The organism is Saccharopolyspora sp. SCSIO 74807, from assembly GCF_037023755.1.
Lineage (GTDB): Bacteria > Actinomycetota > Actinomycetes > Mycobacteriales > Pseudonocardiaceae > Saccharopolyspora_C > Saccharopolyspora_C galaxeae.
Genome location: NZ_CP146100.1, coordinates 954939 through 967285, shown reverse-complemented (window position 1 = coordinate 967285; position 12347 = coordinate 954939). Strand labels below are relative to the sequence as shown.

General features: G+C 66.9%; 14 protein-coding genes and 1 pseudogene. 6 read left to right on the top strand and 9 right to left on the bottom strand.

Features of this window, described 5'->3' with window-relative positions:
• Positions 1 to 12 precede the first annotated feature (12 nt).
• Entirely contained in the window at positions 13 to 582 is a 570-nt protein-coding gene (locus V1457_RS04180; protein ID WP_338600436.1) for an NUDIX domain-containing protein, read from the bottom strand.
• A 22-nt stretch (positions 583 to 604) separates the two neighbouring features.
• Between V1457_RS04180 and V1457_RS04175 the strand changes: the two genes are divergently transcribed.
• The gene (locus V1457_RS04175; RefSeq protein WP_338600432.1) at positions 605 to 847 is read left to right on the top strand and encodes a hypothetical protein; all 243 of its coding nucleotides are present in this window, start codon (positions 605 to 607) and stop codon (positions 845 to 847) included.
• A 992-nt stretch (positions 848 to 1839) separates the two neighbouring features.
• On the opposite strand, the gene V1457_RS04170 is transcribed toward V1457_RS04175, so the two are convergent.
• Both V1457_RS04170 and V1457_RS04165 read right to left on the bottom strand, forming a co-directional pair.
• Entirely contained in the window at positions 1840 to 2079 is a 240-nt protein-coding gene (locus V1457_RS04170; protein ID WP_338600429.1) for a hypothetical protein, read from the bottom strand.
• A 1035-nt stretch (positions 2080 to 3114) separates the two neighbouring features.
• Entirely contained in the window at positions 3115 to 3582 is a 468-nt protein-coding gene (locus tag V1457_RS04165; protein WP_338600427.1) for a hypothetical protein, read from the bottom strand.
• A gap of 1080 nt (positions 3583 to 4662) precedes the next feature.
• Between V1457_RS04165 and V1457_RS04160 the strand changes: the two genes are divergently transcribed.
• Positions 4663 to 5517, top strand: coding sequence for a helix-turn-helix transcriptional regulator (locus V1457_RS04160; protein ID WP_338600424.1), 855 nt, complete (start codon positions 4663 to 4665; stop codon positions 5515 to 5517).
• A gap of 41 nt (positions 5518 to 5558) precedes the next feature.
• A complete protein-coding gene (locus V1457_RS04155) occupies positions 5559 to 5957 on the top strand; it encodes a DUF397 domain-containing protein (RefSeq protein ID WP_338600421.1) in 399 nt (132 codons plus the stop codon).
• A gap of 904 nt (positions 5958 to 6861) precedes the next feature.
• On the opposite strand, the gene V1457_RS04150 is transcribed toward V1457_RS04155, so the two are convergent.
• Positions 6862 to 7395, bottom strand: a complete 534-nt coding sequence (locus V1457_RS04150; protein WP_338600418.1) for a TetR/AcrR family transcriptional regulator — start codon at positions 7393 to 7395, stop codon at positions 6862 to 6864.
• Between V1457_RS04150 and istB the strand changes: the two genes are divergently transcribed.
• Positions 7370 to 8125, top strand: coding sequence for an IS21-like element helper ATPase IstB (gene istB, locus V1457_RS04145; protein WP_338600415.1), 756 nt, complete (start codon positions 7370 to 7372; stop codon positions 8123 to 8125). The two genes, V1457_RS04150 and istB, sit on opposite strands and share 26 nt — an antisense overlap.
• 467 nt (positions 8126 to 8592) lie before the next feature.
• Positions 8593 to 8868 carry a YggT family protein gene (locus V1457_RS04140; protein ID WP_338600412.1) on the top strand — a complete coding sequence of 92 codons (276 nt, stop codon included), beginning with the start codon at positions 8593 to 8595 and terminating at the stop codon, positions 8866 to 8868.
• A 216-nt stretch (positions 8869 to 9084) separates the two neighbouring features.
• On the opposite strand, the gene V1457_RS04135 is transcribed toward V1457_RS04140, so the two are convergent.
• The 3 genes from V1457_RS04135 to V1457_RS04125 all read right to left on the bottom strand — a co-directional run bounded on the left by V1457_RS04135 (position 9085) and on the right by V1457_RS04125 (position 11030).
• Complete coding sequence (locus tag V1457_RS04135) at positions 9085 to 9933, bottom strand: SAM-dependent methyltransferase (RefSeq protein ID WP_338600409.1); 849 nt, start codon at positions 9931 to 9933, stop codon at positions 9085 to 9087.
• 151 nt (positions 9934 to 10084) lie between these two features.
• A complete protein-coding gene (locus V1457_RS04130; RefSeq protein ID WP_338600406.1) occupies positions 10085 to 10441 on the bottom strand; it encodes a hypothetical protein in 357 nt (118 codons plus the stop codon).
• A 262-nt stretch (positions 10442 to 10703) separates the two neighbouring features.
• Entirely contained in the window at positions 10704 to 11030 is a 327-nt protein-coding gene (locus V1457_RS04125; protein ID WP_338600403.1) for a hypothetical protein, read from the bottom strand.
• Between the two features lie 37 nt (positions 11031 to 11067).
• Between V1457_RS04125 and V1457_RS04120 the strand changes: the two genes are divergently transcribed.
• On the top strand, positions 11068 to 11310 hold the full coding sequence (locus V1457_RS04120) for an integrase core domain-containing protein (protein ID WP_407074746.1): 243 nt from the start codon (positions 11068 to 11070) through the stop codon (positions 11308 to 11310).
• 86 nt (positions 11311 to 11396) lie between these two features.
• Here the strand turns inward: V1457_RS04120 and V1457_RS30555 are convergent.
• Together V1457_RS30555 and V1457_RS04110 are read right to left on the bottom strand one after the other, a co-directional pair.
• Positions 11397 to 11520, bottom strand: a pseudogene (locus tag V1457_RS30555) (transposase); the annotation flags it as partial.
• A gap of 191 nt (positions 11521 to 11711) precedes the next feature.
• Entirely contained in the window at positions 11712 to 12320 is a 609-nt protein-coding gene (locus V1457_RS04110; protein ID WP_338600400.1) for a class I SAM-dependent methyltransferase, read from the bottom strand.
• Positions 12321 to 12347: the final 27 nt, after the last annotated feature.

Below are 12347 nucleotides of genomic sequence, written 5' to 3'. Positions count from 1 at the left end.
TAGGTTGAAGAGTCAGCGGGCGTGGGCGATGTGGTGTTGCCAGCCGTGTGTGCGTCCGCAGGCGATGCGGTGAATCCGGTCGGCTTCGGCGGGGTGTAGCAGGCGCAGCGCCTCGTGGTGGCCGGCCCAACGGATTTCGGCGACTTCGGTGGGGTTGGGTACCGGCACACTTGTGCCGAGGATGTTCGCCTCGAACAGGAAGTGGACCTTGTTCTCGCCGTCGGACGATTCGGCCTCGGACCATCCGGTCCACACCAGCTCGCCGGGGACCACGGTCAGCCGAAGTTCTTCGCTTACCTCGCGGGCCATCGCCGTGGGCGGCGCATCGGGTCCGAGCTTGTCGCATCGCCCGCCGGGTAGTGAGAAGTCCTCGTCGTCGGGTCCGCGGACGAGCAGCAGTCGCCGGTGGTGGTCTCGGATGAGTGCGGCGGCGCGTACCGGTAGTGCCGGGCGGGGTTGGCTCGCCGGGATCCACTCGTGCAGCACGCGGATCGCTTCGGCGAGATCCGGGGCAGTGCGGTAGCGGTCCGATCCGGCGATCCGGCGGTGCGCGGATGTGGTCGGGGTGCACCCATAGGGCACGTGAACCGGCTAGGAGGGGGCCGTGGACGTCTTCGGGGAGCTTGTCGCCGACATGGACGATCTCGGCCACGTCGATGCGGTGCCTGTTGGCTATGTGCTCGAACACGGCTGGTCCGGTGCCTTTGGCCAGCCCGGTCTCGCAGGAGAAGTACGCGCCATCGAGCAACGGCCCGAGTTCGGCACGCACCGATTCGGCATGGCCGAGATCGGCGGCGGCGAGATTGGAACACACCACCACGCGAAGATCGGGGCAGCCGTCGCGTAGTCCGGCCACCAGTGCTCGTGCGGTCGGGTCCAGTACGAATGGCCGTGGTGTGTTGAGGATGTCCGCGACCTGCCGGGGTGCAAGGGCGAGTTCGCCCGCGACGTGCTGAACCACGTCATCGGTGATCGTGGTGGCGGTGTGCAGTCGGGTCCGCACGACGTGGGCAACAGTGGCCGCGTCTTTTGGCGACGCGGCACTCAATGCTGCACCCAGGCTGACACCGTCAGTGCGTCCCAGCGGCCCGCCCACATCCAGGGACACCACTCCGATACCGGGGTTCATGACAACACCGGGCAGCAGGAAACGCCGCAGTCATCATGGTCATTGTTCACGTTCCGGATCACGCACGATGGGTCGGAAATCGCCCAAGCACGCGACAAAGTCGGAGTGGGACTGAGTGCGGCTAGTAGGGCATGAATGCGTAGGGACGGTGATAGCACGGCTGTCCTCGTTCGAGGGTTGGTGGCAGTAGGGGCAGATGGTGATCGGGGCGTCCTGTACGTGGCGCGGAACGTCGAGACCGGAGAGGGGCAGCGTTTCGGCGGCGGGTGCCAGGGGGTTGCCGCAGGTGGTGCAGCTCGGCATCTGGATAGACTCCTTTCGGTCTCGTCGGGACCACGGCACTGAGAACCGGTTGGTGTTGGAGCGCGAACCGGGACTCAGCGATCGGGCGGGACAGTGCGGTTGGCTCGTCGTGACAGCGACGAGCCAACCGTCCACGGAGGATATTTCTGCGGTGGTTTTGGCTGGCACGTAAGCGAAATGCAGCCCAGGGAGCTCGATCACCGCACGCGGGTCCCCCACGCTGGGATCCGCTTCGGGGTGGTGAGGTGATCGAGCCCCCCGCATTTCTCAGGAAACGCCAGTTCTCGTTCGGGGCCGAGAAATGACGCAGGCACGCACTAAAACCGAGGTCGGAGTCCGGGGAAGATTGGCTCCGCGCGTGACCGTGTTACGTAGTCCGGTGCTCGATTCGTCTTCGCCGGATACGGCTACCGCTGCTGGTCGAGGTCGAACGACGTTCGCGCTGCCGCCGCGGTAGTGGCTGCCGCCGCGGGTCCGTCGTCAGCGTCGATCGGACAAGTCGGGGCGTACTGCTCCAGGACCTTCGCATACAAGCGCAACCTCGAGGCGACGATGCGAGCTTCGCCCTGGGGGACCGTGCGGCGCCCCGGCAACGCGAACACCAGCTCCCCCAAGATCTCGTGGATCCGTTTGCCTTGCTCGACCACGTCACGCGTTGTGGGTAGGGCCGACGTGTGCGGAATTTTCATGCACATTCCCCATGTCTTCCGAAGTCCGGCCGTGGCGTGATTACTTGGGCAGGCCGAGCGGTAATACTGTCGCCGGGCAGACGCGGTATCGGGCTGGTCGGCCGCTCTCTGCTTGATTGGCGCGGGTTTTCGACGTGGAATGGCATGGTTGTCGCGGTGGCTGGTTCGTGGGCGGGTTCGGCACGGTGTCTGGCCGGGTAGGCCGCGGCCTCGACCCCGATTCCGGTCACGAATGCGCATTCCAGGCACACCACGAAACCACCGGCCCGCGGCGGCATCGCACCGCGAAACTCCATCATCTCACCCGCTCGCGGTGCGCAGGCGGCTCCCGCACGGTGCCACTGCGACCCCCGAATCAACCGGACCCACACGATCGCGACCGGGCCGAAGGCCACGAGATCGGTCAGCTGCGGTAGATGGTCAACGCACTGACGATCACCGCGATCATGGCCAAGATCAGCAGCGTCACCACGGTTGTCATGACGGGACTCCGGTCTCCGCCCATGCGACGACGATGTCCGGGCCTCGGTCCGTGCCGTTGTCGTTCGGCACCACCAATTGCGCCAGCACCGTCGCACCAGGTCCTGTGCACGGCGGTGAGCAGCGCGCCGTACGGCCCGGCAATAGCCAACGGGACCTCTGGCCCGTACTGCTCTGGACCGAGCACCCGCGTCGGGACCGGGCGCAGGCTGGTCGGTCACGGTGACGATCGGGGTCTTCCTCGCGATTCGGCTGGGCGTTCTCACGATCGACTACCTCCCCGGTCGCGGTTGGTCGGCGGCCAGACGTGGCCGCAGTGGCACTCGGACCAACCACCGGTATTCGGGACACTGGCCCACGTGGAGCACGTGTGTCCCAAAGGCGAGGTGGAACCGGCGTGATCGGGATCGGGGCGGCACCCGGGCTCGGGATCTACAGCCGTCGACACGGCCGATCAACTCCAATCATTCGGTGGGGAACGTTGCCGGGGGCAGGCGGCGCGACGCCGCGCACCTACGTCCGATTGAGAACCCGGCGGGCAGTGGCCACGACTGCCGACCACGGCGGCAACGACGTGGTGGGCTGGGGCTGCTGCCACCACGACATGGTGGCCGTCCTCGGGGGAATGATGAGTTCCCCGCCGGGCGGAACGGCGTGCATTCGCTCGGCGTGCAACTCGTGGGGAAGTTGGACATTCGCCCGATGCCGGGGCTCAGTGATGACCGTCCACCAGCGGTCACGGTTATCCCTACTCACAGGACCGGACATCAAGCTGGAGGCCAGCTCCAGCGCTACCGGCTCGGCCAAAGATCGAGGAAGGATGAGCGCCTCGCAGACGTCGCCGGTCCGCATCACCAGTCGCTGGTGTTGGACGTCGATGGTGATGGGCCAGCCCATGTGCTCGGAGAAGAAGCGTGCCTCGGCGGCGAGATCGGGCTCAACGACGTCGGATCGGGCAGCGGGGGAGATCGAGATCGCCATGTCGTTACTCCGTTCCGTTCATGTGGCGCTCTGCGGCGGTGGTGGGTCTCTGTTGCGGAGTCCGAGGTCGGCGGTGGTGGTGCGCGGCGGCCCCGTCGGAAGGAGGGGTTTCAGCGGCGGGGCCGCCACGGTCTGGTTCTGCCCGATCCGGTCGAGGGAATGCTGTGCGGGCGACGGATCGGACAGAGTGGTGGAACAAGCGACGAAGCAACGTCGGCGCCCGATGACGGCACGGCCGGTCCGCACTCCGGAGATCGGGGTCGGACAGGGTGGCGCGGGCTCTCACGAACAGCAGGCATCGGGTGCAGTGCGGACCCGGCGGCACAGTGAGCGACCGCGGTACAACGCGGTGCCCGCACAGGGCTTCGCACAGGCCGGAACCGGCGTGGAGCGCCCGCGTGAACTCCTCGTCGACGACGGCGTGGTCCTGATTGTCGGTACCGCTGAGAAACCAGGTGAAGAACAGCCGCTCGTTCGGCGCGGTCATCGGACCACCTCTCGGCGAGGAAACAGGCGGCGCGCGGAGTCGGCGGCTGCGGGTGACTCGACGCAGCGTCGCCTGCCCTCATGTGCCCGATCCGGTTCGGGGGCCGGACGGGCTGGTCTTAAGGGAGGGGCGGTCGTGGACGGGGCCTGTCCGATCCGTCCGGCGGGCTGGCGTGCAGGTGATGGATCGGGCAGCGCGATTGTGGCGCCGTAGTCGCTCCAGAGGAGATGAGCGGACAGCGTGCGGAGTCGTCGCTCGCGGGAAGGGGACTCGATCCGATGCCGCCCGCCGCCGGCAGCTCGGCGCCTCAGCCCTGCTGGGGCGCGTGGCAGAGCGTGCTGGGACTGGTGGCTCGGGAACCGGAGTGACCTTCGTGCTGGGTAGGAGAGCCTCCGGGATCCGCCATCATCGCCCGGAGCCGGACCAAGTAGGCTCGTAACTTGTGTACTCATAATCTCGATCTCGCAGACGTAGCGGTCCTGTGTCTGGCTTGGGAGAAACCGTAACTCGTGTACTCAAGTTGAGTACACGTACAAATGGGTGAATTAGTCTGTACTATGCGTGATCAGGCTGATCGCGAAACGGAGGTAGGCGTGGCTCAGCAGCAGCTTCCACCGGCGGTGATGAAGATCGTGTTGGGCAATGAACTCGCCCGGCAACGCATCGAGGCCGGGTTGAAGCAGGATGAGGCGGCGGAGGTCCTGCGCTGCACCCAACAGAAGATCGCGCACATCGAATCCGGTAGCGGCATCCGGCCTGTGGAGCTGGATGCACTTTTGGAGCGCTACGGAGCCACCGAGACAGACAAGGCGTACGCCCGGGACCTGCAAGCCGAAGGCAACCGTCGGACGAAGCGAGGCGCGTTCAGTACGAGGTTTCGCCAGCACATGCGGCTATTGGTTGACATGGAGGCCAGCTGCCAACGCTTCTTTTCCTATCAGGCCATGGTCGTACCGGGCTTGCTGCAGACCGAGCAGTACATGCGCACCTTGTTCCGCGCCTGGCGCCCCTCGCCGAGCCAAGAGCAGATCGACCAAGACACCTCGGATCGGCTGGCACGCCAACGCGTGCTCGACGACGCCGATCAGAAGTTCTGGTTCATCATCGACGAAGCTGCACTGCGTCGGTGGAGCATCGGCAGCTCGGAGATCATGAAGGGGCAGGTCATGTGGCTTACCGAGGTCCTGGATCGCCCGAACATCGAGCTTCAGCTCGTTCCGTTCACTGCCGGGTACTACATGGGGCAAGGCCACGACTACTCGGTCTTCGAGTACGACACCAAGACTCCAGTAAGTATCGTTTACCTGGAGCAACACGATGGTGGTACCTACGTGGATGACAGCAAGCGAACGGCGCAGTACCTGGCTCTGTGGGACCAGCAGAAGGCAGCGGCATCTGGCCCCGAGCAGACCCGCCGTGTCCTGCTTGATCTTGCTGCCAGCCTCTGATCGCCAGTCACGCAGCAACATAACGAAGGACAGCAGCGGAGATGACCTCCAACAACGCCAGCACGGCTCGCCGTGACAGCCCTATCGGGGTGTGGTTCAAGAGCTCGCGCAGCAACCCAAACGGCAACCAGTGCGTCGAGGTTTGCTTCGGCACCGATCTCGTCCACATCCGCGACAGCAAGGACCGCGGCGCAGGCCCGGTTCTGAGCGTCCCTGCTGGTCACTGGACACGGTTTCTGGATGAAGTTGTTGGACGTGTGCCAGCCAACTCGAACGCCGTGATCAACATCGTGATCGGCACCGACGGTCGAGCAGACCTCCACGCGCGCACCAGCCCAGGCAAGACCCTGTCGTACACGCCGGGCGAGTGGTCCGCGTTTGTCGAGGGCGTCCGCAATGCGGAATTTGACCTGGCCAGCGCCGAGAAAGTAGCTGCCTGAGCCTTGAGCCGCGAAGCGTCTTGCTCCCGCGAGCGGTGAGCGCGACCACTGGTTGAGGACACAAGTAGCGCGTGACGAACGGTTCTAGTGTCTTCGTGTTCAAGGCGGCGGGAGAGGTCGCGTTGGACCGTGCGGGCCGGCCCCCCGCGCCCACAGGGACGCGGCCCGCCTCGTCGTTTCACCAGGGCAGGTGCAGGTGGACAGCAGGAAGGAGCCCGGCCAGTGGAGCGGAACACGACGCAGCCCCGCCACGCCACAGCCGGTGTGGGTTTGCCTGCCGCAGGTGTTGCCGCCCGCACGCGCCGGAAGCCGAAGCGGGGTGCCACTGCGCGTCCGGGCCGGCGGGCTGGATAACTCCGCGACCGTGCCCGGTGTGCTGCACGCTTGGCACCAAAATCACACCGGCGATTGGTAGGCCTTGGCCAGCTTCGAGATCGCCAACCGCAACGGTACCGCCAGCCTGATCGTGACCCAGCTCGTGACCGCCGACGCGCTCCGGCCCCGCTGACACGAGCGCCGTGTCCTGTCAGCACGGTCTGTGGCAGGCCGTGCTGCCTGGCCACGCATGCTTCGGAACATGGCAGCGCGGCCGCAACCGCCTCGGTGGCTCGCCCGAGGGCCGATGCTGCCTGTCCTCGGGAATCCGCCCACCAGGCCCGGGTGGGCCGTCGAGATCAAAGGGACGGACCTGCGCGGGGTCGCCGGTTCCTGTGCGTCGGCTCTCCGGGAACCGGTACTGGTGACCGCGCGGGTCACCGGTTTTCGTGGCAGGTTTCCGGGTCGGACGCCCGGTGTGGCTTGCGTTGCCGGTCGATGAGTTCGTTTTCGTTTCCGGAACCGACGGCGTGGGCGGGGCGGAGACTTCGTCAGCCGCTACGGCCTCGGCAATGTCGTGGTTCGGCGGTCATGGCGGGTTGCTGGTCAGCCGTTGCATGGCCTGTTCGAGTTCCGCGGGTTCGGGTGCGGGTGGCGGGGCGTCGATCTCGTGGGCGGCGAAGGCTCGGAGCAGGTGTCCGACGAGGCGCTTCCACGCCCCCGGGGCGGAGTCGCCGGCGGCGGCCACGACACCGGCATTGGCCATCAGCAGCACCACCAGGTCCTCCGGGCGGAATTCCGCGCGCAGCTGTCCCGCCCGCTGCGCTCGTCCGATGAGCTCGGTGACACCGTTGAGCGCAGTGGAACGCTTGGCCTCCAGTTCGTCGGCCGCGGGGAAGGTCATCGTCAGCACTTCGGCGAATCCGCGGTCGGCCGCCTGCATCCCGCACGCGGTACGGATGAAGTACGCGAACCCCTCCCACGGGTCCGGTTCCTCCAGCGCGGTGGTGACGGCGGAGACGTAGGAGTCCATCGTGTCCTCGAAGACCGCCGCGATCAGGTCCTGCTGGGTCGGGAACCGCCGGAACAGGGTGGCGATGCCGACGCCGGCGCGGCGGGCCACCGATGCCATCGACACGTGCAGCCCTTCGCGGGCGTACGCCGAACGAGCCCGGACCGAGGAATGGTCCTATGAGGAATTTCTGGCCGCTTGCCTGCAGCGCGAGGTCGCCGCCCGTGAAGCCCACGGCGGCGAAGGCCGCATCCGCGCTGCCCGCTTCCCATCGCGCAAATCGCTGGAAGAATTCGATTTTGAGCATCAGCGCTCGTTCAAGCGGGAGACGATCACGCACCTGGGCACACTAGATTTCGTTGCTGCCATGGAAAACGTCGTCTTCCTCGGACCACCAGGCACCGGCAAGACGCACCTGTCGATCGGGCTTGGCATCCGCGCCTGCCAGGCCGGACACCGGGTCGCCTTCGCCACCGCCGCCGAATGGGTCGCCCGCCTGGCCGAGGCCCACCACACCGGGAACCTGCAGGCCGAACTGATCAAACTGGGTCGCATCCCGCTGATCATTGTCGACGAGGTCGGCTACGTCCCCTTCGAGGCCGAAGCAGCCAACCTGTTCTTCCAACTCGTGTCCTCCCGCTACGAGCGAGCCAGCATGATCGTCACCTCGAACAAGCCATTCGGGCGCTGGGGCGAGGTCTTCGGCGACGACGTCGTCGCCGCCGCCATGATCGACCGCCTCGTCCACCACGCCGAAGTGATCTCGATGAAGGGCGACAGCTACCGGCTCAAAGACCGCGACCTCGGCCGCGTCCCCGCGGCCACCAAGACCAATGACTAAAAGATCCACAGCTAAAGAAGGGGGTCAAGGCTCGCCCGGAACAGAGGGGTCAAGAGTCAGCCGGAGTTGACAAACGCGCTCGGTCCGTAGGCGTAGCTCGTCAGGATGTGGTGGTCGAAGCTGGCCCAGAGAGTTCGCTGATTCTCCGGGCAAGCGGGTGATGAGGATGTTTTCTACCCACCCTGAGACCGAGCGCCGCATTTCTCGGTGGCGAGGCATGGCCCACCCAGCTCTCGCTGAGAGCGTTATCTGGCATCAACAGCAGGCAGGTGGGTGTGCAGCCATGGCTCAGCAGCTGTCTGGCGAGATGGTGAAGGGTTCGCGCGACGAGGGCGGTCGAGATCGTGGGCGTTGGCGCGTCGTGTGGACTGTCACTCGGGCGAGCATGCCGTGTGTGGGGCACGTGTCGCCAGGGTGGTTCGTTGAGCCGGTAAGAAGCCGGTTCGGACATCACGGAGGATTTCGTCATGAGCTTCATCGGGACTGTGCTCGGGTATGTCTTGACGGCGTTCCTGTTGCTGCTCATCGCCCGGCTGGTGCTGGATTGGACGCGAGTACGGGCCCAGGGGCCGCACTGGGTGAGACGGGTTCGCGCACTGACCCACACCGGGACCGAGCCGGTGATCGCGCCGGTGCGGCGGGTGCTGCGACCGGTGCGAGTCGGCGAGATCTCGATCGATCTGGCCTTCACGGCCGTGTTCGTCGCCGTGCTGATCTTGCGCTCCGTTGCCTTCAACCTGTAGCCGCAGTCTCCCGGCCGGTGGGACGTCACGCTCGGCAGCCCAGAATTCATGCGCCGACGCCACGCCGCCGAGGAATCGTTGAACACCGCCGCCCTAACGTCCGCGTTCGAGCAGCAGCGACTGCGCGCCGCCCATCGACCATCGCCTCGGGTCCATGCCTAGCGCGTGCCTGATGGATCGTGGTCGGTGGGAGCCGTGCACACCGCTGGCTGCTCGTTAGTGTTTCTCGGCGACGCCGCACCATGCGAAGGGCCGCATCTTCTCCGCTTCGGCCTTGTCCTCCGGGGCGATCTGGTTGGGGCGCCAGTCGGGCAGCTGCGTCACTCCCGGTACCAGCAGTGTCCACTCTTGCCCGAGCCTCTCCAGCCAGCTCGTGATGGTGTCGCGGTCGCGGAGATACAGCGGGTGGGGGGTGACGTCGCATTCGGTGCGGAACCGTTCCATGGCGGCGCGTGCCTCCGGGTCGGGCACGTCGGAGGCGAAGTGCGAGACCGCTATTCGGGAGCCGGTGGCGAGTTTCGTGCCGTAGCGGCGCAACATCTCGGGGATGCCGCGGTCGGGACCGACGAACTGGAGGGCGGCGACGGCGAGCAGGCACACCGGTTCGTTGCGGTCGAGGAGGTGCTTGGTCGTGGCGTGGGTGAGGACCTCGTGGGAGTGCATGAGGTCGGCTTGGACGACCCCTGCCCAGTCGGTGTGCTCCAGTTTCACGCGCGAGTGGGCGGTGGCGACCGGTTCGCAGTCGACGTAGACGACGCTGGCCGGGTCGTTGGTGTGCCGTTGGACGATCTCGTGCACGTTGCCCACGGTCGGGATGCCCGAGCCGAGATCGAGGAATTGGCGGATGCCCGCGTCCAGCGCGTCTGCGACGACGCGTTGCAGGAAGGCGCGGTTCTGCCGGGCCACGCCTGCGATCTGCGGCCACATGCCCAGCAGGCGTTCGCCGAAGACGCGGTCGATGGCCCAGTTGGAGTTGCCGCCGAGGAACCAGTCGTAGATCCGTCCGGGGTTGGGTCGCTCCAAGTCCACCCCGGCGAGAACTTCGGGTGGCTTCCGTTCGGCCATCGGCGTCCCTTCCCGTCGATAATGCGCGTTTGCGATGATCTCATCGACAGTACCGCCATGGGGGGCCGGGAGGGCTCGCCGTGCGGGATGATTATGGAGTGGCGGCAGGCTCAGAGGTCGGAGACCCGGGCGACCGTGACTTCGGTGCGCATCAACGGTCATGCCGTGCCAGACCTTTGTCGATGCTGGTGATTGGCGACGGGAGCGTCGGGTGCTCGCCGGGGCCGAACGCCTGGCGGCTACCGAGTGGTGCAACGCGGGCGTGCCCGCGCTCGGTCTCGATGTGGACCACCAGAGCGAATGTGACGGGCACGACGGCCACCTGCTGCGATCCGCCGGTGATCCGGACTCGCCAACGAGGTTCTCCCCGGGCGGACGCGGGGTGGCGGAGTATCCACGGAGGCGCGCCGATCGGCTTGGCACTCCCCCACGGTCCCATCGTTCGTGCGGCCAGCTGCTCGACCACCTCGGCGCCGACGTTGCCCGACGGGTCGGTTACCACCAGCATGCTGCCGTCCCTCCTTGCTCCGAACCGACCTGCACGCAGGGATGTTGGCGTAACCAGGTATCGAGTGTGGCCACAGTGCGGTCACCAGGGCGTCGACGCGGTCGGCGCCCCGCGTCGACGATCACGGTGACGTATCGCCTGTCGCTTGCGCAGGGCGAGCTTGCTAGGAGTCGACCCCGCTGCGCCCGGCGCGGTCGGTTTGGTGCGGTTCATGGGGTGAGGAGTGAGCGGCGACGGCCGCAGGGTCGGTGCTTCGCCCGTTTCAGTCGGCGGCGTCCCACGTCTCCATCTCGGTGATTGCCCAGATCTCGACCAGCACGCCGCCGACGAGGCCGGCCCAGGATTGCTTGTGCGCGCCCGGGACTGGGGCGGCTTCGAGGCCGAGGTGTTCGGCCCACTCGCGGCCCGCGACGATCCGGGCCCGATCATCTGGGTGGTCGCTGCGCGCGAGCTGCCCGCGCAGCGCCGCCCCGTGGCCGTCCTGGTGTGGCATCGACCAGGTGATCTGGGGTAGATCGTGCTCGGTGGCGTAGCGCTCGAGCTGTTCACGCAGCCCGGTTTCGGCAGCCGACCGCGGAGCCCAGTACACCTCGAAAGAGTTTTCCCGCTACTGCAAGGAAATCCGCGTGACCACCAGCCTCGGCGGCACCGGTGTCTGCTGTGACAACGCCGCCGCCGAATCGTTCTTCGCAAGCCTGAAAAACGAGTGCTACCACCTGCACCGGCACGCCACCCGCGCCCGGGCGAGATTCGCCGTGGCCGACTACATCGAGGTCTTCTACAACCGCCAACGGCTACACAGCAGCCTCGGCTACCGCACGCCCGCCGAGGCCCTGCACGACCACCACACCACCGCACCAGCGGCTTAACCAGGAAAAACCAGAGGAACTGTCCAAGATCGTTGACACAGCCCACTGGGTCGCGTCCTGCCGCTCCCAGTCGGCGAAGTGGTTGTACACAGTGGACCACGGTGGGAAATCTGCCGGCAGGGCACGCCATTTGATGCCGTTGTCGACGACGTACAGGATCGCGTCGATGATCTCGCGGCGGCAGCGCTTCGCCCGACGACCGCCCCGCCCGGCCTGGTCGCCCGAGGGCCAGCGGTAGGACCGCGGACGCTCAACGTCACGGCTCCGCGGGACTACCGCTGGCACTTCGGGCGGGGCGAGGTGCACCCAACGGAGGCGCGACCGATCGAGCAGGGCCGGGCGGACGGCACCGCGCCAGCCGGAATGTCCGATGTGGACATCTCGGGGCCCGGATGCCGGGCTCACGGCTTGACTTGCTCGACGCGCCACAGCTTCCGCGGCAGGCCGCCCTCTTCGAACGCGTGCACCTCCGCGAGGTTCCACCCCCGAGCCAGCGAATCGACCAGTGCGCGGTCGAAGTAGTGCACGGCGAAACCGCCGTGCTCGTGGATGTCGTCGCCGTGGTCGATGCCGGTGCCGTAGTGCGAGTCGCCGGTGTGGCGCGCGGTGTAGACGAGACGCCCGCCGGGCCGCAGCACGCGGCGGATTTCGGTGACGACGTCGTGAATCTGCTCCGTGAACAGGGCCATGCACAACAGCATGTGCGCGAAGGCGGCATCCGCGCTCCCGTCCGGCAGCGGAAGCGGTGTGCGCACGTCGTGCACGAGCGTGCTGATCCGGTCGGCCGTGCCCTCCTGCCGGGCCCTGGTGCGCAGCTGGTCCAGGGCGGTGGCGCTGAAGTCGGTGGCGTGCACCAGGAATCCGCGGCGGGCGAAGTGTAGGGCGTCCCTGCCGTGTCCGGAACCCAGCTCCAGGACCGCGTTGGTGCCGTCGGCGGCGAACCGCTCGGCCGCGTGGCGCGCAGGAGCGGAGGCGTCGTCGCCGTACATGTGCGGATTCGCTTCGTACACGGACTGCCAGTGCTCTCGCTGGAGTCG